Source organism: Devosia sp. (assembly GCF_965229025.1).
Lineage (GTDB): Bacteria > Pseudomonadota > Alphaproteobacteria > Rhizobiales > Devosiaceae > Devosia_A.
In genome coordinates, this window is the sequence record NZ_OZ245853.1 from 2,805,055 (window position 1) to 2,826,067 (window position 21,013).

The window sequence follows — 21,013 nt, forward strand, 5'->3', positions numbered from 1 at the left end:
GCGGTATTTGGCGCGATGGCACTGATGCTGGCGCTTGAGACCATCGAGCAGGCCGGCCCGGGCTACTGGTTCGCGCTGGTTTCGAGCTGGGTGTTCGCATGGCTGTTTGCCGAGCGGCTGGCGCGGGCGGTGGCGGCGAAAGCGGTGCCGCAGCCCGTGGGGGTGCTGATTCCGGCGATATTCGGAATTGCGATCCTTGTCGCGTGGGAGGCGATCACGCGGGGCGGCAATGTGCCCAAGGTGCTGCTGCCTTCGCCATCGGGCATCTGGCAGACGCTGACCGAGAACGTGCCCAAGCTCGCGGCGGATTTCCAGCAGACGTTTTTGAAGGCGGTGCTGATCGGCTATGCGCTCGGCTGCGGGGTGGGGTTTGCGGTGGCGATTGCCATCGACCGCTCGCCCTTCCTCAAGCGCGGGCTGCTGCCGGTGGGCAATTTCGTTTCCGCCCTGCCGCTGATCGGCATTGCACCGATCATGGTCACCTGGTTTGGCTTTGACTGGCCAAGCAAGGCGGCGGTGGTGGTGATCATGACGTTCTTCCCCATGCTGGTGAACACAGTGGCGGGGCTCAACGCCTCGGGCGCCATGGAGCGCGACCTGATGCGCACCTATGCATCAGGGTATTGGCAGACGCTGTTCAAGTTGAGATTGCCGGCGGCGGCGCCGTTCATCTTCAATGCGCTCAAGATCAACTCGACTCTGGCGCTGATCGGCGCAATCGTAGCTGAATTCTTCGGGACACCCATCGTTGGCATGGGCTTTCGCATCTCGTCTGAGATCGGCAAGCTCAATGTCGAGATGGTCTGGGCCGAGATCGCCGTTGCTGCACTGGCGGGCTCGGTCTTTTACGGGGTGGTGGCGCTCATCGAGCGGGCCGTCACCTTTTGGCATCCGTCTGTCCGTGGTGGACGGACGTAACAGGGAAAAAGGGAAACGTGGGAATGAAGAAACTTCTCGTGGGTCTGGTTGCCGGCGCAATGGCGCTGGGCGCTTCGGCCAGCTTTGCAGCCGATCCGGTGACGCTGCAGCTCAAGTGGGTGACGCAGGCGCAGTTCGCTGGCTATTACGTGGCCAAGGACAAGGGCTTTTTCACCGACGAAGGCATCGACATCACGATCAAGCCGGGTGGCCCGGACGTGGCGCCCGAGCAGGTGATCGCCGGTGGTGGCGCTGACGTGATCGTCGACTGGATGGGTGGCGCGCTCGCTGCCCGCGAACAGGGCGTGCCGCTGGTCAATATCGCCCAGCCGTTCAAGAAATCCGGCCTCCTGATGATCTGCCCGAAGGATGGCCCGGTACAGACCGAAGCCGACTTCAAGGGTCACACCCTCGGCGTCTGGTTCTACGGCAATGAGTATCCGTTCTACGCCTGGATGAACAAGCTGGGCATCCCGACTGAAGGCGGCGCCGATGGCGTTAACGTCCTCAAGCAGTCGTTCGACGTGCAGCCGCTGATCCAGAAGCAGGCCGACTGTATCTCGGTGATGACGTACAACGAGCTCGGCCAGGCGATCGACGCGGGCTTTACCACCGACAAGCTGGTGATCTTCAACTACACCGACCTCGGCAATGACCTGCTCGAAGACGGCCTCTATGCCATGGAAGACAAGCTGGCTGACCCGGCCTTTGCCGACAAGATGGTCCGCTTCGTCCGTGCCGCCCAGAAGGGCTGGCAGTATGCGATCGACAACCCCGATGAAGCTGCCCAGATCGTCATCGCCAATGACGAGTCGGGTGCACAGACCCTCGACCACCAGAAGTACATGATGGGCGAAGTGGCCAAGCTCGTCGACGCCAAGGACTTCAAGCTCAGCGCGTCCGCCTATGACCGCACCGAGAAGGCCCTGCTCGACCAGAAGATCATCAAGACCAAGCCCACGGGTGCGTTCACCTCGGCGATCACCGACAAGCTCTAAGGTTTGACGGATAGAATGGGAAAGGCGGGGGAGACCCCGCCTTTTTTGTTTGTGAGGTGAACTCCCCCTCACCCTGACCCTCTCCCCGGAGGGGAGAGGGGACACAACGGACGGTGCACCTATCGCCCCCTCTCCCCTCCGGGGAGAGGGACGGGGTGAGGGGCCGGACGCGCTTTACGAGCCGATTTCGCCGCCATCTTCGCGGACCAGAACGACCAGTGAGGGCCTTGCCGGCATGCCGTCCTTGAAGTCGGGCCAGGTGGTGCCGGCGTCGGCCATGCTGGTGGCGTCCTCGCCGTCTTCGAGGCGAAGTTCGCCCGGGTGCTGGATGGAAATAAACATGGTCTTGCCGCCGGGCGTGAAGGTTGGCGAGCAGACTTCGGAACCGACGGGCGGCAGGTAGAACAGCTTGGGGAGCGCCTTGCCGGGGCCCTCGGTGTCCATGGCGTAGAGCGCGTCGTTAAAGCCGGCATCTGGCGGGCCATCGGTGGTGACCCAGAGCCGGCCAGCAGGATCGACCGCAAGGTTATCGGGGTCGGTGAACCAGCCGTTTTCAGAAGTTTCGGGGTGAACGAAGGCGCCGCTTGCGGCGTCCTTGGGATCGCCGCAGAGGAGAAACGCGTCCCATGTGTAGTTGGTCGCGGCATGATCGGCCGCATCGGGCGCGCCGGGAGGAGACAGTTCGAGGAGGTGGCCATCGGGATTGGGTGAACGCGGGTTGGCGGCATTCACCTGCTCGCGGGCATCGCCCTCGCCCTTGGGCAACCGGTCCTCGTTTTCGGTCATGGCAACGTAGATGCGGCCCGTTTTGGGATGGGGCGTGAAGCCCTCGGGCGCATCCATCGGGGTAGCGCCGACCAGATCGGCCGCCATGCGGGTGCGCAGCGCCACGTCGGCCTGGGTGTGGTAGCCGTTTGCGGCGGTGAGCGGGCCTTCGCCAGCGACCAGCGGCAGCCAGGTCATGGTGCCATCGGCATCGAAGCGGGCGACATAGAGCGTGCCGTTATCAAGCAGATCCTTGTTGGCGGCGCGATCGGTGGGGTTCCAGACGTCGCGGGTGACGAACTTGTAGAGATATTCGAAGTCGTCATCGTCGCCCATGTAGATGACGATCCGGCCATCCGGCGCCGTGGTGACCTGGGCGCCTTCATGGGTGAAGCGGCCAAGCGCGGTGCGCTTGACGGGTTTGGCCGTCGGGTCGAACGGATCGATCTCGACCACCCAGTCGAACTTCAGCCATTCGTTGGGCTCGGCTTCGAAATTGAGGCGCGGCTCGTACTTGCCGAGGCCATAGCCGTCGTTTTCGTCTTCGTCCCAGCCCTGGCGCTCGACCAGTTCCTGATCGGCGAGCTTGGTGTAGTCGCCGGCAAAGACATCCATGCCGCCTTCCTCACCCGAGAGCATGGTGCCCCAGGGGGTGATGCCGCCCGAGCAGTTGGAGATCGAGCCGAAGACCACGGTGCCAGTTGGATCGATTGAGGTCTTGAGCCGATCATCGCCTGCGGCGGGGCCGGACAACGTCATTTCGGTGAAGAGATGAACGCGGCGATTGTATTGGCCGTCGAGCACGGTTTTCCACTCGGCACCGTCGCGCTTGACCTCGACGACGGAAATGCCGGTGGAGGCGGCGACGGCACGGATCTGGGCCTCGCTGAGTTTTTCCTTGTAGTCCTCGTCGGTGACGCCGGGGAACATCAGGTAGGGGGCGGCGTATTCGTGGTTGACCACGAGGAGGCCGTGATCGTTGCTCTCTGAGCCCCAGGGGAGCGGCAGGAAGGCGGTGAAATCGTTGTTGTAGCCGAACTGGCGCGCGGCAGCGTCGCCATCGAGGGTGGCGAGATCGAAGGCCGGGCTATCGGCGAACAGCGGATCGCCCCAGCGCAGCAGGATCTGGCGGCGATAGCCTTCGGGCCAGTGATCGGCCGGATCGGTAATGCGGCTCAACTCGGGGAAGGTGAGCGTCGAGGGTGAATTGCTGGCCGCTGCAGCGGCGAAAGAAAGGCCGGAGGTGGCAAGCGCAGTGCCGGCGAGAAGACCTTTCAGCACGGTGCGGCGGGAATAGCCCTCAACGAGGAGATCGGAATATTTCGTGGTCATGGCCTGGCGGCGGGTGGGCCGCGCCCGGGTCTTCAAACGGTCGGTCATTATCGTGCTCCCAAACAATGGGGCAAAACATGACGTTGGTGGGTGACAGCGGCGTGACGGCTAACCCGCCTCGCGCATCTCGGACGGCGCCTCGGGCATGGTGTCGTAGGCGCCGTTGAGGAGGCGGCGGACGGATTCGCGGGGCATGGGGCGGGAGACGAGGTAGCCCTGCACTTCGGTGTAGCCGGCAGCGACGACATTGCGCAGCTGTTCGGCGGTTTCGACGCCTTCGGCGGTGGTGGTCATGTTGAGGCGGGTGCCGATATCGGCGACGGCGCTGACGATGGTCTGGGCCCCGGCGGCGTTGTCGAGGGCGCGGACGAACGTGCCGTCGATCTTGATCTTGTCGAAGGGGAAGGCGAGGAGGTACCCGAGCGCGGAATAGCCGGTGCCGAAATCATCGAGCGCGATGCGGACGCCGAGCGCATGGAGCTGGCGGAGGGTTTCGAGGCTTTCTTCGGAGTTTTCGAGAAACACCGACTCGGTGATTTCGATTTCGACCCGGCCATGGGCGATGCCGGTGGTGGCCAGCGCATTCATCAACGTGGCGACGAGATTGCCGCGGCGGAGCTGGATCGAGGAAACGTTGACCGCGATGCGGAGTTCGGCCGGCCAGCTTGCCGCCTCGGCCAGTGCCTCACGGATCACCCACTCGCCCATCGGCACGATGAGCCCGATCTCTTCTGCAACGGGGATGAACTCGGCGGGCGAGACCAACCCGTCTTCCGGGTGGCGCCAGCGTAGCAGGGCCTCGAAGCCGGAAATCTGCTTCGATGCGAGGTTGAGGATGGGCTGGTAGAAGAGCTCGAACTCGCCCTGCTCCAGCGCCCGCCGCAGATCGGCCTCGAAGCGCTGGCGTTCGATCACGGCGTGATCCATCAGCGGCTCGAATTGCCGGATGCCACCACGTTTCAGCCGCTTGGCGGCATAGAGCGCGAGATCGGCGCTGTGCAGCAATTCATCGGTGGTGGTGCCATCGGTGGGGGCCAGCGCGATACCGATGCCGACGGCAATGGTGACCACCTGGCCGTTGAAATCGTAGGGCTGGGACGTCACCTCGCGGATACGCTGGGCGAGCGCAAGGGCGCTGACCACATCGGGGCTGGCGTGGAGCACGGCGAACTCGTCGCCCCCCATGCGGGCTGCGGTGTCGTCGGGTCCGATAACGCTCGAAAGCCGGAGCGCGAACTGCTGCAGCAGGGCATCGCCGGTGGCGTGGCCGAGCGTATCGTTGATCGGCTTGAAGCCATCGAGATCGAGGCCCAGCACCGCGAAGCCACCGGTGACCGGGACGGCGGAAAAGGCGGCCGCGAGACGCTGATAGTAGAGCGTGCGGTTGGGCAGGCTGGTGAGCGGATCGTGATAGGCGAGATGAGTGAGCTCGGCCTGCATGTTGAACAATTCGGTGACATCGCGGTGGGTCGAGACCCAGCCGCCATCGGCCATGGGCTGGTGGGTCATGGAAATGACCTGGCCGGAGTTCAGCCGGTGGATATCGCCCAGCGGCCGGTTTTCGCGGACGGCCCCGAGACGGTCCGAAACATAGGCCTCGGCGTCGTCCCCGACATGGGTGTTGCCGACGACGCGGGCTTCAAGAATGGAACGGAAACTGGTGCCGGGGCGGCCGAAGGCCGGTGGCAGGCGGTAGATATCGAGGAACTGCTGGTTGCAGGCAACGAGACGGGCGCGCCGGTCGTAGAGCGACACACCCTGGGCGAGATTGTCGAGAATGGCGCGCGAGCGGAGCTGTTCTGCGCGGAGCCGGGTGCGGGCCTGGGACAGGCTGCGCTTCAGCTTTTTGAGCTCAGCATCGCTTGATGCCGCCTGAGGCGGTGCAAGGTCCTCGCCGAGAGGAACGGAGCTGCGTTTCTTGCCCAAGCCGAGCCAATCCCAAAGTCCCGGAGCGTCCGGCAATTTCGGCGCAATATACCGCCTAGGTCCGAGCGCCTGAAAAACCGGGCGTTGCAAGGCTCTAGACTAGGCCAATGGGGTAAAGAGACGGTTAGTCCGTATTGGCGGGGCTGGGCGCGGCGGGCCGCAGCATGCCGCGATAGATCCCGGGGCTCGACTTGGGGATGACCATGGCATCGAGGCGTTTGAGATAAAACGCCACTGGGCCTGGATCGCCGATGACGGCATAGGCATAGCCGGCCTCGCGCATGCCACGCAGCGTTGCCAGCAGCAGCGCCTCGCCGACGCCCTGGCCGCGGGCCGATTCCGCAACACCGGTAGGGCCGAAAAAGCCCTTGGCAGTGGCATCGTGGCAGGCAAAGCCGAGCAGTTCGCCGTCCTTGACCGCGACCCAGGTGGTCATCGGGTGCTGGCTCATCGCCACGGCAACTTCCGAGGCCCAGAGGCTATGGAAGTGCTGCTCAACCCAGGTGGCGATCAGCCCACGTTCGGGCGGCAAGGCCCGGCGGATAGTGATGCCGGACGCCGCGAGACGCGGCTCCGCTTCGCTTACGGGCAGATCGTAGAGGCGGACGAGGAGGTCGCTCATGAGGTGCCCTGCCCCAGCATCAATCGACCCGCCCGCGGCTCGCGACCTTGAGCGTGCCGGTGACGGTGTCGCCCGAGATCAGCGTGACGCTGTCAAAAAGGTTGGAGACGACGCAGGCGTGGTTGGGGATGATGCGCAGCCGGTCGCCGATGCGTGGCCAATCCGAGGCTGCCGGCATTTCGATGACGCCATGTTCTTCGGAGAGCGCCTTGACCACAAGGTCGGTGCCCATGACGAGGCCATAGCCATCCATGCCCATGAGGTCGGAGGTGAGGGACTTGGAGCCGGTATCGAGCACGACGCGGGTGGCGGTGGGGCGGCTGACCACGGTCGCCAGCACGGTGAGCGCGCAATCGTCGAGGCTCGCGACCTTCTTGCGGACCTGGAAGCGGTCGAAATAGATGTAGGTGCCAGGGCGGCGCTCGGTGACGGGCGCTTCGGCAGGTTCCCACATATCGGGGCTGTTGCCGGCGGAAACGCGCGGCACGGCAATGCCGGCGGTATCGAACAGGGCAATGGCCTCGCGCAGCCAGGCGTTGGATTTTGCGACGCCGTGCAGCGGTGGGTAGGTCATGAGGCCGCCGAAGCGGAGGCCGGGGGCGGCGATGATCTGGCGGGCCAGCGCCAGTGCCTGGGCGCCAGACTGCACGCCGCAGCGCCCGCCGCCGGAATCGCATTCGACGAGCACGGTGAGCGGCTGGTCGGCGGTGAAGGTCGCGGCATAGCCGGCGACGGTATCGGGGCTATCTGCAGTGACCGAGAGGGTGATCCGCCCGTTCAGCGCCTTGAGGCGGGCAAGTTTCAGCGGCCCGATGATGTTGTAGGGCAGGAAGATATCGGTGAGGCCAGCATCAGCCATGACCTCGGCCTCGCCCAGCTTCTGCACGGTGATGCCGACGGCGCCGAGCTCGATGGCGCGCTTGGCGAACTGCGGCAGCTTGTGGGTCTTGGTGTGCGGGCGGAGGGCGTAGCCCTCTTTTTCCGCATGCGCCTGGGCGCGGCGAAGGTTGGCTTCGACCCGATCAATATCGATCAGGACGGTGGGGGTATCGAGGTCGGCAATGGTTTTGGTCATGACGGGCATCCGCAAAAGGCGGCGCCACTTCGCCCGGACGGGAGGGGGAAAGCAAGGGGGTAGGCTGTCTTGGTCCGCCTGGCGCTCTGTCTTCCTTCTCCCCTTGTGGGAGAAGGTGGCGCGCAGCGCCGGATGAGCATCTGTGTTTTCGGTCAAGGGTTGATTGGGCTCCAGAGGCGATTTTGTTTGATGAGGGTATTGGCGAGGACGATGAGTTTTCGCATGACGGCGACGAGGACGATTTTTGGTCGTTTGCCGGTGCTTTGGAGGCGTCGTGCGAAGGCTGCGAGGTCGGGGTTGTAGCGGCTTGCCGAGAGCGCGGCCATGTAGGCTGCGTTCCTGACCTGCCTCCTTCCTCCCCTGATGGCGCGCCGGCCGGTTCGCGCGCCGCTGTCGTCGGCGACGGGCGCGACGCCGGCCAGCATGGCGGCCTGCTTTGCCGAACAGTGTCCGAGTTCGGCTAGGCCAGTGAGGAAGCTGGCTGCGGTGACCGATCCGATGCCTGGTATCGAGCACAGTATCGCATGGCGTCGTGCCATCCCGGGGTCGGCCATGATGCGCCGTTCGATCTCGGCATCGAGCCGCTTGATATGGCGCTCCGAGGTCTGCAGCAGACGCCGCAGTTCGGTCTTGAGAAAGGCTGTCCCGGCGGTCGCCAGCCGGTTGGACAACGCAGTGCGCTCAGCCATGGCCGCGGTGCGCGCATTGACCAGTTCGCACACCTCCTCCAGCGCCTCAGGCGGTGGCGGCGTCACGGCCGGCTCAAGCGCCGCACCCATGATCGCCAGCAGTCTGGCGTCGATCGTATCGGTCTTGGCGAGCTGGCCGGCCGCTTCGGCGAACAGCCGGGCCCGCAGCGGATTGACCACCGCCACCGCCAGACCCGCCGCATGCAGCGAGCGCAGTGCCGCCCGATGATGCTTACCTGTCGCTTCCATCACGACACGGCAGACCACCAGTCCACCCAGCAGCCGTTTCAACCGCCTCAGACCGACCCCATCATTGCTGACACGCAGCGTCTGGCCGGACGGGTGCACGTGCACATCCAGCCACTCTTTACACACATCGACACCAGCATAAACTGGCGTCGCGTTTGGTTCGGGCATTACCTTGCCTTGCATGCGGGACTTGCTCCCCATCATCTGTTCAGGACCAGCGCCAAGGACGAACGGACCAAACTCATCCACGGGCCAAAGCCCAAGGGGTCGACGGTCCCGCACGTCCGATCCCCGGCAGACGGCCATCTGCCGGGGATCGCGGCATCCTTCCAACAAATGCCGCAAAAACCAACATGCAAGGGGGCCGCGAAACGAAGTGTAGCGCGATCCGAGCAAGGCGAGGAGCGGTCTGAGTGTGCGGAGAGAACCCCTCATCCGCCCTTCGGGCACCTTCTCCCACAAGGGGAGAAGGCAGATGCAGCGCGTTGGGAGGTCAAGCCCGCCAGGTCTTCTTGGCGCTGGCGCGGAGGACGAAGCCGATGATTTCGGCGACGGCTTCGTAGAGCTCGATGGGGATGGTTTCGTCGACTTCGATGCCGGCGAGGGCTTCGGCGAGGGGGCCGTTGGCTTCGATGATGACGCCCCTCGCTTCCGCCACCTCGACGATGCGGCGGGCGAGATCACCGCGGCCCTTCGCGACGATCATTGGCGCGTTGGTGGTGCCCTTTTCGTACTGGAGGGCGACGGCTAGGTTGATGTTGGCGGGGTCGGTCATGTGGCGCTGTCCAGTAATTGTCCCGGGGCGCGGGCAGGCTTTTGCGGCGCGCCGCGACGGAGCCGCACGCCTGTGACATCGAGCCCCCTGGCGGCAAGGGCGGGGGCGAGTTCGGGGAGCATGGCTTCGAGCGCATCGGCCGTATCGGGGTCGGCGGCCCAGAGGGCGACGCTGGCGCTTTGGCCCAGGAGCGCGACCTCTGCTCCCACCTCGCCGGTGGCGGAAAAGCTGAGGGCAAAGCGCATGCGCCAGCCGCGCGCCTTTGGCTGGGATTTGTTGTGCGCATCGCGCTGGATCTGAAGCTGCATGATGCCGGTTTCAGTGCCCAGCATCATCGGAATTTCGACGCGATACTCGGCTGGTGCAGCTGGATTTGGGCGCGCATCGGCGGGCTGGGAGGCGAGTTGCAGCAGCTTCAGCCGCGACAGGGCGCCATCGGTGTGACTGAGCAGCGTGCGCGCCGCATCGTGCGGGGTGCCGTCATCGGGCGGTGGGGATTCGGGAGATGGTGCGCGCGGGTCTTCGCCCCGCAATGGCGGGGGCGGGCGACGGCCGGTGGGCGGTGCAGGGATGGCCGCGCTGCCGAGGAAGGCGACGAGCGCGGAGCGGAGTTGCACGAGCGCGAGCTTGGAATCGGTGGGCACAGCGGCGGGTTGGGCGAGGACGCCAGCACCGAGCACTGCCTCGCGGAGGGCTGCGGGGGTGGGTGGCGCCTGGTTGAGATCGATGCGGGTGGCGAGGACCTTTAGCGCCGCCTCGATCACCGGACGGGGCAACGGGGTTGCGGCCGCGGCGAGGGTGGAGAGGCTCGCGAGCAAGGGCGCGGCCGATTGCTGGCGGGCGGCGGCCTGGGCTGGATCGGCGAGGGTGAGGGTTGGCGCGGACACTGGTGGCGCAGGTGTCGGGACTGCGGGTTGGGCAATGGGAGGGGGTGTCGCGGTGGGTGCCGCGGGAACAGTTGCAGGCTGCGCGGCGGCCGGGGCCGATGGTGGCAGTGGCGCTGGAGCATTGCCGGGCAGTGGGCGTGCCGGTTGCGGATAGGCGGCGGGGATGCTGGAGAGTGGCGCGGGGGTTGGCAGGGTCGCGGGAGTGAGGAGCGACGCTGCTGTGGCAACTTGCGCGGGGGCGCTGGCAGGCACCTGCGGGGCTGGTGGCGTCGCGACAGGCGCGCTGGCAGCAGGCGGCGGCGCTGGTGTCGTCGGCACCGGCGCCGAAGGCGCCAATGCAGCTGTCGCAACCGTGTGCGGTCCGGGAACCGCACCAGGCATCGCGAGCGGAGTGGCGGGAAGCTGTGGAGCCATGACACCTGTTTGCGCTGACGATGCCACAGTGGGTGCAGGCAGTGATGAGGCCTGAGTTGCTGCGGTGGGGGGCTGAGGCTGCGGCGCCTCGACAGCACTCGCGTTGGCCACCGGAGGCGCGGAAGCTAGCGTTGAGGGTAAGGCTATCAGTATGGCGCCAACCGCAGGCAGCGGGGTCGTTTGCGTCAGAGCAGGTTGCGCAACTGCTGTCGTAGACGGTGCGGGTGACTGACTGGGAGCGGCAGGCACTCCGGGTGTCGACGCCGCCGTGGGCGGCCCGGCGGGCACGGAAGCCGCCGTCGCGCCCGGTTGGGCTGGCGCTGCCTGTGCGCTCGCATGCGCGATCAGGCTGGCGGTGCGTTGTGGGATGGGGGCGGGGGCGGCGGCGGGAGCGTGGGGCTGGGTTTCGACGCTGACAGCGGGCTGGCCATCGGGTGTGGTGCTGATCTTGAGCGACACGGCCGCGCCGGTGGGGAGGGGCGTTGCGAGCTTGAGGATCAGGGTTTCGGTGCCCGCCAGCAGTTGCGTCAGGCCGCCGGGGAGCGGGCCGACGATTTTGGCGGCGACGGTCTCGCCCGAATGCTGCTGCAGCGCTTCGAGCGCGGCGCGCAGGAGCTTGGCCGTTGCCGGATCGGCGACGGGATCAGGGCGAGCCAGCAATTGCGCAAGCGCAGTCGGGACAGCGGACATGGTGCCATCCTGACGGAGTCGGGTTAACGGATGTTAACGATCTGGAAGAGGCGCACCGCAGCATCCTTCCTTCTCCCCTTGAGGGAGAAGGTGGCGCGTAGCGCCGGATGAGGGGCCGCAACCTGTAAGGGTTGCGCGATCGGAGCGAAGCGACGAGCGGCCTGAGCTGAAACACTGCCCCTCACCCAGCCCTTCGGGCCACCCTCTCCCTCAAGGGGAGAGGGTGGGAAGAGTGTGCGCCTAGTGGTGCGCGCCTTTCATTTCGCGGAGCTCTTCGACGGAGCGGACGGTTTTGCGGGCGGCGCCTTGCCAGTCGCGGGTTTTCACCGTGGACTTGGCGAGGCGGGCCTTGGCGCCGTCGATGGCGCCGGCGTATTGCGGCAGCCACTGGGCCTGGGCGACGACCATTTCGTCGACCATCTGCCAGACCTCGTCAGGCGTGCAGATGGCGCCGACCAGCGGGTCATGCAGCACGGCGAGCTTGAGCATATCGATATCGCCGGTGACGGCAGCTTCGACGCTCATGCGCTGGACCGAGATGGAGACCGAGCAGGTGGCGGCGCAGGCCATGGGGAGTTCGACGCCCTCGACCATGTTGAGCCCGAAGCGATCGACGAAGCCGGGGCTTTCGATGATGGCATCGGCGGGCAGGTTCTTGATGATGCCGTTATTGCGCACGTTGAAGTGGCCGCGATAGGTGCGGCCAGTCTCCAGCGCCTCGATGATGTAGCTGGCGTGCTCGGTGGTGCGTTTGTGCTCGCTGAGCGGCTTGGTGGCATCGGCCTTGAACTTGGGGAAGTCGGTTTCAAACCAGTTCCGGCGTTCGGTCGAATAGCGGAGATAGCCGCCAGTCTCGCCGTGGATCCAGTCGCTCATGTCGATCCAGCGCTCGATCTCATCGGGGCGCTTGCGGTACCAGGGAAGGTATTCGGACAGGTGGCCGTTGCTCTCGGTGGAATAGACGCCGAAGCGCTTCAAAACGTCGATGCGGACCTTTTCCTGCTTGGAGTAGACCGGGTGCTTTTCGAAGCCGGCGATCAGTTCGTCCTTTTCGATCTTCCGGCCCTTGGCGCGGATATCGATGTACCAGGTCTGGTGATTGATGCCCGAGCAGACGTAGTCGAGCTCGCTGTCCTCGACGCCGAGGACCTGGGCGATCTGGTGGGCGCCGTGCTGGACACCGTGGCAGAGGCCGACGGTGTTGACGCCGCCGTACTTGAGCGCCGCCCAGGTGTTCATCGCCATCGGGTTGGCATAGTTGAGGAACAACGCACCGGGCTCGGCGACCTCGCGGATATCCTTGCAGAAATCGAGGATCACGGGGATGTTGCGCTGGCCATAGAGGATGCCGCCGGCGCAGATGGTGTCACCCACACACTGGTCGACGCCGTATTTGAGCGGCACGGAAATGTCGGTGGCAAAGGCCTCGAGCCCGCCGACGCGGACGCAGCTCATGATGTAGCGCGCGCCGGTGATCGCGGCGCGGCGATCGGTGGTGGCGGTGACCTTGGCGGGGAGCTTGTTGACCGCGACGATCGAGGAAATGATCTGCTGGATCATATCGAGATTGTGCGGGTTGATGTCGGTGAGCGCGAACTCGACATTGGCGAATTCGGGCACTTTCAGGAGGTCTGAAATGAGCGTCTTGGTGAAGCCGACCGAGCCGGCACCGATGATCGTAACTTTGAAGGACAAGGGCCCCTCCCCTCTGTTTTGATTGGATCAGGTCTAGCTGGGGTGGCGCGAGGGGTGTAGAGGAAAGTCGTGCCATCGCGGGTAATTTCATGCTGTCTGACCTCATCGCTCACGGCCACCAGATGCAGGCGCTGACCCCAGCGCGGGGGCCGGTGGATTTTCACGTGATGGCGACGGGGGCCGGGTTCGAGCGGCGCGCCAACGAGGTCTACTCGTGGGAAGGGCTGAAGCGCGGCGATGCGCCGTTCGTGGTGATCCAGCACACGATTGCCGGGCGGGGCGAGCTCGATTTCGACGGCACGCGGCATGCGCTGCTGCCGGGCTCGACCATGGTGCTGAGCTTTCCCCATGCGCACCGCTACTGGCTCGAGCGGGCGCAGAGCTGGGAGTATTTCTGGATCGGCGCGAACGGGCGCGAGGCCTTGCGGTTGGCGCGGGCGATTATTGATCTCAAGGGCCCGGTGATCACCCCGGCGCCATCGGCAGTGGACCGGATGGCGGCGGCGTGCCTCAAACTGATTGCCCATCCAGACCCGTTGAGCGGGGAAACATCGGTGCAGGTCTATGCGGCGCTGATGGCGCTCCATGATGGGTTGTTCGGAGCGGCAGCACCGGTGGGGCCGGTGCTGGCGCCGCAACTGGCGCGGACGCTGAGCTTTGTCGATGCGCATCTCGGCGAGCCGCTCGGCATTGACCGGCTGGCACGGGTGGCGGGGCTGAGCCGGGCGCATTTCGTGCGGCGGTTCAGCGAGGAAGTGGGCCAGAGCCCCTCGGACTATGTGTTTACCCAGCGCATGGCGCGGGCGACGCGGCTGCTTGTCGCCACCGACCAGCCGGTCACCACCATTGCAGAGGCGACCGGCTTTGCCGGGGGGAACTATTTCGCCAAGGCTTTTCGGCGGGCGCATGGGCAATCGCCGAGCGAGTACCGCGATCGCGGGGGGCGGTAAGGGGCTCGAAAGGCCCGCTCACCCGGTCCTTCGGGCCGACCTCTCCCCCAAGGGAGAGGTAAGCTGGGGCACGATCTTGCCACCTCGTCACCTCTCCCTTTGGGGGAGAGGTCGCCGCGCAGCGGCGGGTGAGGGCGCCTTCTCTCCTACTTGTCGAAAAACCCGGCGTCTTCTTCCTTGAGGTACTTCTTTGCACCTTCGGCGTCGATGTCGAGGCCGAGGCCGGGGGCGGGGAGCAGGTCGACGTGGGAGTCCTTGACGATGGGGCCATCGGGGAGACCGATGACGATGTCGTTCCACCAGGGGTCGGATGCCGAGGGGTACTCGAAGGCGATGTAGTTGGCAGGGAGCGTGGCGCAGACGTTGATCAGCGCGCCGAGGCCGAGAAGGCCATTGGCGGTGCCGTGCGGGGCCATCATGATGTTGTGCATGTAGGCGTGCTCGGCCACCCACTTCAGCTCGGCGATGCCGCCGATATCGGCCGGGTCTGGACCGATGACGCGGACGGCCTGGGTCTCGATCAGTTCCTTGAAGTTGTGGCGCAGGTAGATCTGCTCACCGGTATGGATCGGCGTTGTGGTCGAGGTGGTCAGCTCGCGATAGGCCTGCGGGTTCACCCACGGCACATAGTCGCCGGTCAGCATGTCCTCGAGCCACATGATATTGTAGGGCTCGACGGCGCGGGCGAACTTGATGGCGTCGTTGAGGAACCAGCCGGGGCCGCAATCGAGCGCAAGGCTCACCTTGTCGCCCAGCGCTTCCTTCATGGCGATGACGCAATCGAGCATGTAGTTGAAGCCGTGCTCGGAGATCTGGCCCTGGTCCATGGCGCCGTGATAGCCGGCCTTCTTGCTCTTGGGGCCGTAGTGGAAGTCGTCGTAGCTGTCCTTTTGCGACGAGTGGAAGCTGATCCCCTGCTTGACCATGAAGAAGTTCTGCGGCTGCTCGGCCATCCATTTGACGTCGGCAGCAAAATCCTCGGGGCGGTCGCCGGCGCGAGCCTTGCGGATGGAACCGTTATAGACGCGGACCTTGTCGCGCACCTTGCCGCCAAGGAGTTTGTAGGCGGGGACGTTCGCGGCCTTGCCGGCAATGTCCCACAGCGCATGCTCGATGGCCGAGACGGCGGCGCCGTAGGGCTTGAAGCTGCCGCGCTGGCGGATCTTCAGCATGACGCGCTCGACGTCGGTAGGGTCCTCGCCGATCAGGGCATCGCGGAAATGCAGCACCCAGGGCTTCAGATAGGTCTTCGTGTATTCGACTTCGCCGAGGCCATAGAGGCCCTCGTCGGTGACGATGCGGACGATGGGGTGCTTGCCGATGACGGCACAGCGGAGATCAGTGATCTTCATGATGGAAGCTTTCGCGTCGGGTTGGTGGGAAGGCCCGGGGGAACCGGCCCCCGCTGCCAGCAGATGAGGCGGGCGGCTATTCGATCTCGTTGGCTTCGAGGAACGCGCGGTTCATTTCGATGCCAAGGCCGGGGGCGCGGCTGAGCTTGAGGCTGCCGTTGGAGTTATCGAGCGGGGTGGTGATGAAGTCGTTGTATTTGGAGAGATCCCACTCGGACGTTTCCAGCCGGTAGAAGTTGGGCACCGTCATCATCACCTGCGCTCCGGCGACGACGTTGATGGGGCCACCGGCATCGTGGGGGGAGATCGGGATGTAATAGGCTTCGGCGAGGATCGCGATTTTCTTGAGCTCGCTGATGCCGCCGGTCCAGGTGACGTCGGGCATGATGTAGTCGGCGAGCTTGCCTTCGAGGATGGGGACGAAATCCCACTTGGTGTGGCCGCGTTCGCCGACTGAGATGGCGGCGCTGACCTTGTCGCGCACCTGTTTGAGCGCATTGTAGCTTTCGGGCGGCACCGGTTCCTCGAACCAGTCGATCTGGCCGGCTTCCTCGAGTGTGCGGCAGAGCCGGATGGCGGTGGGCACGTCGAAGCGGCCGTGGGCGTCGATCAGCACTTCGATATCGGGGCCGGCAGTTTCGCGGATCAGGGCGGTGAGTTCGGCCGCCTCGCGCTCGTCCTTCCTCGTCATCGAGCCATCGAGATAGCCCTCGGTCTGCTCGCGGCCGCCGCGCTGGTAGGGGAACGGGTCGAATTTCAGGGCCACGTGGCCGGAATCGACGATGGCGCGGATCTCGTCGATGACGCCTTGCTTCGAGGTAAACTTGCTCTGGTCGGGGTGGGTGTAGAGCGAGATCTCGTCGCGCACCGCACCGCCGAGCAGTTCATAAATCGGCTTGCCGAGCAGCTTGCCGCGGATATCCCAGAGCGCGATATCGATGGCGCTGACGCATTCGACGGCGGCGCCGCGACTGCCCATATAGGTGAAGCTGCGGAAGATCTTGTGCCAAAGCCGCTCGATATGGGCCGGGTCTTCACCGACGACGATGGCGTCGATCCGGCGCAGGATGGCGCAGAGCGCGCGATTGGCGATCTTGGTGGTGGTGGTGATCTCCCCCCAGCCGGTGATGCCCTCGTCGGTGGTGACCTCGACGAACAGATATTCGCCCCAGTAACCGGATGATTTGACCAGCCATGGCCTGACGCCAGTAATCTTCATTGGCTCCCCTTCCTCCCAGAAGCGTATTCTGGCTGCTGCTGCAGCGTTTTTGATCAGCTGGCGTGCGCTGCCTTGCTGGCGCGCATCTGTTCCAAAATGTGACGACCAGAGCCCTCGACGTGACGTGACACCACCTCTGCGGCGCCCTCCACATCCTGTGCGCGGATGCACTCGATCAGTTCACGATGCTCGCGCAGTACCGACATGCGGCGGTTCAGCGATGTCGGAAAACGCCGGCTGATGGCACGCAGGATTTCGCGGTGCTTCCACCACAGGTCGGCAGCATGCCGGTTGTAGTGCCGATCATAGATGAGCTGGTGGAACCGGGTGTCGAGTGCCCCGTGCAGCGTGCGATCGGCGAAATTGTTGGCCTCGATCTCGTCCTGAATGGCCTCGAGACTGACGATGTCAGCATCGGTGGCGATCGACACAAACCAGCGCGTCAAGGACGCCTCGATCAGCATCTCGATTTCGATGATGTCGCGGACGAACTTGTCATCGATGGGCCTGACGCGGGCCCCGCGGTTCTGCTCGATCAGCACGAAGCCTTCGCCGCGCAGCTGCTGCAGGGCCTCGCGTACCGGATTGGTGGAGGTCTGGTACTGCTCGGCGATATCGGCGACTTTCAGGCGCGCATTGGGGGCAAGCCGTCCAGAGATGATTTCCTCCCGGATCATCTCGTAGACAGACGCCTGCTGCTCGAGCAACTCCTCGGGCTGGTCATCGCTTTGGGTCGCTTGGTTCATTGGGTCCAGACTATGCACTTTTTTTGAGCAAGCGAAGCCTTGATTGCAGGGAGCGTCGCCTAAAGAATGTATGATCTTGTCCATGTTGACATACAGGTCTAGGTCTGGAACTGTCCATAGCGAGACGGGAAAAGCTGGCACAAGATCGGCGCCCGATGAGGAAACAGCAGCAGCTGCAGGCTTTGGCGACCACGGAAATACCGTGGCGTAAGCCCATTTGAGGAGGACGTTTTCATGCAGACCAAGACCGGCCGGCGTTTGCTCGGCTTTTCGCTGGCGGTGCTGAGTGCCGCCACCATGCTGACCACGGCAACCGCGTCCTACGCGCAGAGCGTGGACCTTTCGAAGTGGTCGCCCGAATATGTGAAGTCGATCGCGGGCACCAAGAATTTCGATGCCGCCAAGGATTGCGGCGCCGTGGTCCCCAACGACTATACCGGCCGCGTCAGCTACTGGTACACCGGTCCGTTCGAAGCCGATCCGCAGATCGCGCACGACATGGACAAGGCGTTCTGGGACGCGTTCCACGCGGCTTACCCGAACATCACCACCGATGTGCAGTCGATCACCTATAACGAGTTGCTCGACAAGTTCCGCACCGCGCTGCTCGGTAACGCTGCGCCGATGGTCATTCGCCTGCAGATCCTTGGCGGCGTCGAGTTTGCAGCCAAGGGCTACCTCAATCCGCTGAAGCCTGAAGACGTCGGCTACACCGCCGCCGATTTCTGGCCGGGTGCGCTGAAGTCGGTGACCTATGAGGGCACGACCTACGGCCTGCCGACCAATAACGAAACCATGGCACTGATCTGGAACGCCAAGGTGTTCAAGGATGCCGGACTCGATCCCGAGAACCCGCCCAAGACATGGGACGATGTCGTTGCCTATTCCAAGCAGATCCACGACAAGCTGGGCATCCCGGGCTACGGCCTTGTAGCCAAGCAGAACGCCGGCAACACGCCGTTCCGCTTCATGCCGCTGATGTGGGCCATGGGTGGCGGTGCGCTGGACGAGTCTGCGGCTGATCCGACCTACAAGCAGGTCGAGATCAACAATGCCGGCTCCAAGGCCGCGCTGCAGGCTGCCTACCAGATGTATGCCGTCGACAAGTCGGTCCCGACCTCGGCGCTGACCAACACACAGGGTGAAAACCAGGCCCCGTTCATTGCCGGCAAGCTCGGAATGATGATCGCCCACCCTGCCGAATACGCCAAGATGAACGACCTCGCTTCGAAGGCGACCGGCACCGACAAGGCAGCGGCGGACGAAGTGGTTGCCAACATGCGCTACGGCCTCTTGCCGACCGGCCCGGACGGCAAGCGCGCGGTGGTGTTCGGCGGCTCGAACATCCACGTCGTCAAGCCCGAGTTCGTTGAAGGCGGCAAGTCGGACGAGCAGGCGGTCAAGGCCCTGATCTGCTTCTGGGACAGCCCGGAATGGTCGACCAAGCTCGCCTGGGTCGGTTCCAACCCCGGTAACGTCAACGGCTTCCTCACCGATGCGATGAAGCAGCGCCTCGAGACCATCAAGTTCCTCGATGTGACGACCTCGATGCTGCCCAACGGTATCCCCTTCCCGGTGATCCCGCAGGCGCCCGAGATCATGAACATCATCGTCCCGGATATGCTGCAGAACGCACTGACCGGCACCATGACGGTCGACCAGGCGGCTGATGATGCGGCCAAGAAGGTCCAGGCTATCGTCGATGGCGGTGGCGGCATCTGATCGCCTGATACCCGCACCTATCGCGACCGGCGGCCCGCGCCGCCGGTCTTTTGATCTCACCGGGAGCGCCGTGAGGTCAGGTTACCAAGCAACCTGCCTCAACAGCGCGATCACGAACACCAAGGCAGGCCATTGTGAGCACCGTTCCGGGTCAGGCCATCTTTCGAGACGTCCCGCCAGCGCCGAGGCGCCCGCATCTGGGACAGCGGATGTGGACCAGCCGTGCCGACTATCTCTATGTGGCCCCTGCCCTCCTGGTGATGCTGATCGTCATCGGTTACCCGATTTACTACACGATCGAGCTGAGCTTTTTTAACACCCCGGCGAGCCTGTCGCTGGCCGACAAGAAGTTCAACGGCATCGACAACTACGTCACCATTCTCACCAGCCCGATCTTCTGGAAGGTCACCTGGCAGACGGTGATCTGGACCACGCTCTCCACCTTTTTCGCGTTCCTTCTCGGCCTTGGCGCAGCGCTTGCCCTCAACCGCGAGTTCATCGGTCGCGGCCTGCTACGCGGGCTCCTGCTGATCCCGTGGGTGGTGAGCGCTGTTGCGGCGTCCTATGTGTGGAAGTGGCTCTACCATTCCGACTTCGGCGTCATCGGTGCGCTGATGGTGCAGTTCGGGCTCTCCGACCACCCGATCAACTTCATCGACAACACCTCGACCGCGCTCTACTCGCTGATTGTCGTGAACGTGTGGAAGGAATTCTCCTTCGCCATGATCATGCTGATGGCGGGCCTCCAGACGGTGCCCGACAGCCTGCTGCGGGCGGCGCAGGTTGATGGAGCCAGCGCCTGGCAGCGCTTCTGGCACGTCACTTTCCCGCACCTTGCGGGGGTGTCGACGGTGACGGTGCTGCTGCTTGCGGTGCAGAACTTCAATTCCTTCATCATCCCATGGGTGATGACGAGCGGTGGTCCCGCCGGGTCGTCCGATATCTGGATCACGCACATCTACCAGATCGCCTTCGGACGGCAGCGTTGGGGTGTCGGCGCTGCCTATGCGGTGATCCTGTTCCTCGTGATGATGGTGCTTGGCTACTTCTATGTCCGCGCCCTCACCAAGGGCGACGAAGCGAGGGCCGGGGCATGAGCGCGCGCACTGAAGCAGCGGTCACGCGCCGCTCGGGCTTTGACGGCTGGCGCTGGTCGGGGCGACTGTTTCTGGTCCTCCTGCTCGGCTTTACCGTGGCGCCGATGCTATGGATGCTGATCACCTCGCTGAAGACGGGCTTTGCCGCGATGCAATACCCGCCGCAATGGTGGCCGGCCGAGCCCACGCTTGATAACTACTGGCGCCTGATCAACCCCGGCAGCAGTGTCGGACGCGATTTCCTGCAGTATTTCTGGAACAGCGTCTGGGTCTCGACCACGACCACCATTCTTGCAGTGGCAGTCGCGGTGCCTGCGGCCTACGCCTTCTCGCGCTTCCGCTTTCCCGGACGCACATTCCTGTTCTTTGCCGTGCTGCTGCGCAACATGTTCCCGGCGGTGGTGTTCCTCGTGCCGCTGTTCATCCTGATGCGGGTGCTCGGGCTGGTGAACACCCACGGCTCGCTGATCCTCACCTACCTGACGTTCGGCCTGCCGCTGGCGGTCTGGCTGCTGAAGGGGTTCTACGACAACATCCCGGTGCAGCTCGAGCAGGCCGCCCGCATCGACGGCGCGACGCGCTTTCAGGCGTTCGTGCTGATCGTCATGCCGCTTTCGACCCCGGGTATCATTGCCACCTCGATCTACAGCTTCATCGGAGCGTGGAACGAGTACATCTACGCCTACACCTTCCTCACCCGGCACGACCAGATGACGCTGCCGGTCGGGATCCAGCGGTTCTTTTCGGAGAACGCCACGGATTGGCCGGGGCTAATGGCAGCGACGTTCATGATGAGCATCCCCGTCGTGGTGCTGTTCCTGGTTCTGCAGAAATATTTCGTCCGCGCGCTGACCGAAGGCGCCGTCAAGCATTAGTGCCGGCTGGTGCGCGT

18 protein-coding genes are annotated in these 21,013 nt (G+C 64.4%); 7 read left to right on the forward strand and 11 right to left on the reverse strand.

The window, feature by feature from the left end:
* Positions 1 to 24: 24 nt before the first annotated feature.
* On the forward strand, positions 25 to 918 hold the full coding sequence (locus ACO06J_RS13710; RefSeq protein ID WP_421762510.1) for an ABC transporter permease: 894 nt from the start codon (positions 25 to 27) through the stop codon (positions 916 to 918).
* Between the two features lie 23 nt (positions 919 to 941).
* On the forward strand, positions 942 to 1,916 hold the full coding sequence (locus ACO06J_RS13715) for an ABC transporter substrate-binding protein (RefSeq protein WP_421761283.1): 975 nt from the start codon (positions 942 to 944) through the stop codon (positions 1,914 to 1,916).
* Between the two features lie 174 nt (positions 1,917 to 2,090).
* On the opposite strand, the gene ACO06J_RS13720 is transcribed toward ACO06J_RS13715, so the two are convergent.
* The 7 genes from ACO06J_RS13720 to ACO06J_RS13750 form a co-directional block, all read right to left on the reverse strand.
* On the reverse strand, positions 2,091 to 4,061 hold the full coding sequence (locus ACO06J_RS13720) for a PhoX family protein (RefSeq protein ID WP_421761284.1): 1,971 nt from the start codon (positions 4,059 to 4,061) through the stop codon (positions 2,091 to 2,093).
* Between the two features lie 60 nt (positions 4,062 to 4,121).
* Positions 4,122 to 5,939, reverse strand: coding sequence for a putative bifunctional diguanylate cyclase/phosphodiesterase (locus tag ACO06J_RS13725; protein ID WP_421761285.1), 1,818 nt, complete (start codon positions 5,937 to 5,939; stop codon positions 4,122 to 4,124).
* 124 nt (positions 5,940 to 6,063) lie between these two features.
* Positions 6,064 to 6,561 (reverse strand): GNAT family N-acetyltransferase, encoded by a 498-nt coding sequence (locus tag ACO06J_RS13730; protein WP_421761286.1) that lies wholly within the window; start codon positions 6,559 to 6,561, stop codon positions 6,064 to 6,066.
* Between the two features lie 19 nt (positions 6,562 to 6,580).
* Positions 6,581 to 7,636 carry a D-TA family PLP-dependent enzyme gene (locus ACO06J_RS13735; protein WP_421761287.1) on the reverse strand — a complete coding sequence of 352 codons (1,056 nt, stop codon included), beginning with the start codon at positions 7,634 to 7,636 and terminating at the stop codon, positions 6,581 to 6,583.
* 152 nt (positions 7,637 to 7,788) lie between these two features.
* Complete coding sequence (locus ACO06J_RS13740) at positions 7,789 to 8,757, reverse strand: IS110 family transposase (RefSeq protein ID WP_421758914.1); 969 nt, start codon at positions 8,755 to 8,757, stop codon at positions 7,789 to 7,791.
* A 310-nt stretch (positions 8,758 to 9,067) separates the two neighbouring features.
* Positions 9,068 to 9,349, reverse strand: a complete 282-nt coding sequence (locus tag ACO06J_RS13745; RefSeq protein WP_421761288.1) for an EscU/YscU/HrcU family type III secretion system export apparatus switch protein — start codon at positions 9,347 to 9,349, stop codon at positions 9,068 to 9,070.
* A complete protein-coding gene (locus ACO06J_RS13750; protein ID WP_421761289.1) occupies positions 9,346 to 10,236 on the reverse strand; it encodes a flagellar hook-length control protein FliK in 891 nt (296 codons plus the stop codon). The genes ACO06J_RS13745 and ACO06J_RS13750 overlap by 4 nt, the downstream gene beginning before the upstream one ends.
* 750 nt (positions 10,237 to 10,986) lie before the next feature.
* Between ACO06J_RS13750 and ACO06J_RS13755 the strand changes: the two genes are divergently transcribed.
* Positions 10,987 to 11,367, forward strand: a complete 381-nt coding sequence (locus ACO06J_RS13755) for a hypothetical protein (protein ID WP_421761290.1) — start codon at positions 10,987 to 10,989, stop codon at positions 11,365 to 11,367.
* 213 nt (positions 11,368 to 11,580) lie between these two features.
* On the opposite strand, the gene ACO06J_RS13760 is transcribed toward ACO06J_RS13755, so the two are convergent.
* The gene (locus ACO06J_RS13760; RefSeq protein WP_421761291.1) at positions 11,581 to 13,035 is read right to left on the reverse strand and encodes an alpha-glucosidase/alpha-galactosidase; all 1,455 of its coding nucleotides are present in this window, start codon (positions 13,033 to 13,035) and stop codon (positions 11,581 to 11,583) included.
* 89 nt (positions 13,036 to 13,124) lie between these two features.
* Between ACO06J_RS13760 and ACO06J_RS13765 the strand changes: the two genes are divergently transcribed.
* Positions 13,125 to 13,985, forward strand: a complete 861-nt coding sequence (locus tag ACO06J_RS13765) for a helix-turn-helix domain-containing protein (protein WP_421761292.1) — start codon at positions 13,125 to 13,127, stop codon at positions 13,983 to 13,985.
* Positions 13,986 to 14,131: 146 nt separating this feature from the next.
* Here the strand turns inward: ACO06J_RS13765 and ACO06J_RS13770 are convergent, their stop codons facing one another.
* The 3 genes from ACO06J_RS13770 to ACO06J_RS13780 all read right to left on the reverse strand — a co-directional run bounded on the left by ACO06J_RS13770 (position 14,132) and on the right by ACO06J_RS13780 (position 17,302).
* Positions 14,132 to 15,337, reverse strand: coding sequence for a mandelate racemase/muconate lactonizing enzyme family protein (locus tag ACO06J_RS13770; RefSeq protein ID WP_421761293.1), 1,206 nt, complete (start codon positions 15,335 to 15,337; stop codon positions 14,132 to 14,134).
* Between the two features lie 76 nt (positions 15,338 to 15,413).
* Positions 15,414 to 16,556, reverse strand: a complete 1,143-nt coding sequence (locus ACO06J_RS13775; RefSeq protein ID WP_421761294.1) for a mandelate racemase/muconate lactonizing enzyme family protein — start codon at positions 16,554 to 16,556, stop codon at positions 15,414 to 15,416.
* A gap of 53 nt (positions 16,557 to 16,609) precedes the next feature.
* A complete protein-coding gene (locus ACO06J_RS13780) occupies positions 16,610 to 17,302 on the reverse strand; it encodes a GntR family transcriptional regulator (RefSeq protein WP_421761295.1) in 693 nt (230 codons plus the stop codon).
* A gap of 297 nt (positions 17,303 to 17,599) precedes the next feature.
* Between ACO06J_RS13780 and ACO06J_RS13785 the strand changes: the two genes are divergently transcribed.
* The 3 genes from ACO06J_RS13785 to ACO06J_RS13795 all read left to right on the forward strand — a co-directional run bounded on the left by ACO06J_RS13785 (position 17,600) and on the right by ACO06J_RS13795 (position 20,996).
* Complete coding sequence (locus tag ACO06J_RS13785; RefSeq protein WP_421762511.1) at positions 17,600 to 19,024, forward strand: extracellular solute-binding protein; 1,425 nt, start codon at positions 17,600 to 17,602, stop codon at positions 19,022 to 19,024.
* A gap of 209 nt (positions 19,025 to 19,233) precedes the next feature.
* Positions 19,234 to 20,121 (forward strand): carbohydrate ABC transporter permease, encoded by an 888-nt coding sequence (locus tag ACO06J_RS13790; protein ID WP_421761296.1) that lies wholly within the window; start codon positions 19,234 to 19,236, stop codon positions 20,119 to 20,121.
* Positions 20,118 to 20,996 carry a carbohydrate ABC transporter permease gene (locus tag ACO06J_RS13795; RefSeq protein ID WP_421761297.1) on the forward strand — a complete coding sequence of 293 codons (879 nt, stop codon included), beginning with the start codon at positions 20,118 to 20,120 and terminating at the stop codon, positions 20,994 to 20,996. The genes ACO06J_RS13790 and ACO06J_RS13795 overlap by 4 nt, the downstream gene beginning before the upstream one ends.
* Positions 20,997 to 21,013 lie beyond the last annotated feature (17 nt).

Bases quoted from the DNA above. Each gene is read 5' to 3' on its own strand.
- ACO06J_RS13710 (WP_421762510.1), top strand. From the start codon at position 25: ATGCTGGCGCTTGAGACCATCGAGCAGGCCGGCCCGGGCTACTGGTTC.
- ACO06J_RS13715 (WP_421761283.1), top strand. From the start codon at position 942: ATGAAGAAACTTCTCGTGGGTCTGGTTGCCGGCGCAATGGCGCTGGGC.
- ACO06J_RS13720 (WP_421761284.1), bottom strand. From the start codon at position 4,061: ATGACCGACCGTTTGAAGACCCGGGCGCGGCCCACCCGCCGCCAGGCC.
- ACO06J_RS13730 (WP_421761286.1), bottom strand. From the start codon at position 6,561: ATGAGCGACCTCCTCGTCCGCCTCTACGATCTGCCCGTAAGCGAAGCG.
- ACO06J_RS13735 (WP_421761287.1), bottom strand. From the start codon at position 7,636: ATGACCAAAACCATTGCCGACCTCGATACCCCCACCGTCCTGATCGAT.
- ACO06J_RS13740 (WP_421758914.1), bottom strand. From the start codon at position 8,757: ATGCAAGGCAAGGTAATGCCCGAACCAAACGCGACGCCAGTTTATGCT.
- ACO06J_RS13745 (WP_421761288.1), bottom strand. From the start codon at position 9,349: ATGACCGACCCCGCCAACATCAACCTAGCCGTCGCCCTCCAGTACGAA.
- ACO06J_RS13755 (WP_421761290.1), top strand. From the start codon at position 10,987: ATGCGCGATCAGGCTGGCGGTGCGTTGTGGGATGGGGGCGGGGGCGGC.
- ACO06J_RS13765 (WP_421761292.1), top strand. From the start codon at position 13,125: ATGCTGTCTGACCTCATCGCTCACGGCCACCAGATGCAGGCGCTGACC.
- ACO06J_RS13770 (WP_421761293.1), bottom strand. From the start codon at position 15,337: ATGAAGATCACTGATCTCCGCTGTGCCGTCATCGGCAAGCACCCCATC.
- ACO06J_RS13775 (WP_421761294.1), bottom strand. From the start codon at position 16,556: ATGAAGATTACTGGCGTCAGGCCATGGCTGGTCAAATCATCCGGTTAC.
- ACO06J_RS13780 (WP_421761295.1), bottom strand. From the start codon at position 17,302: ATGAACCAAGCGACCCAAAGCGATGACCAGCCCGAGGAGTTGCTCGAG.
- ACO06J_RS13785 (WP_421762511.1), top strand. From the start codon at position 17,600: ATGCTGACCACGGCAACCGCGTCCTACGCGCAGAGCGTGGACCTTTCG.
- ACO06J_RS13790 (WP_421761296.1), top strand. From the start codon at position 19,234: ATGTGGACCAGCCGTGCCGACTATCTCTATGTGGCCCCTGCCCTCCTG.
- ACO06J_RS13795 (WP_421761297.1), top strand. From the start codon at position 20,118: ATGAGCGCGCGCACTGAAGCAGCGGTCACGCGCCGCTCGGGCTTTGAC.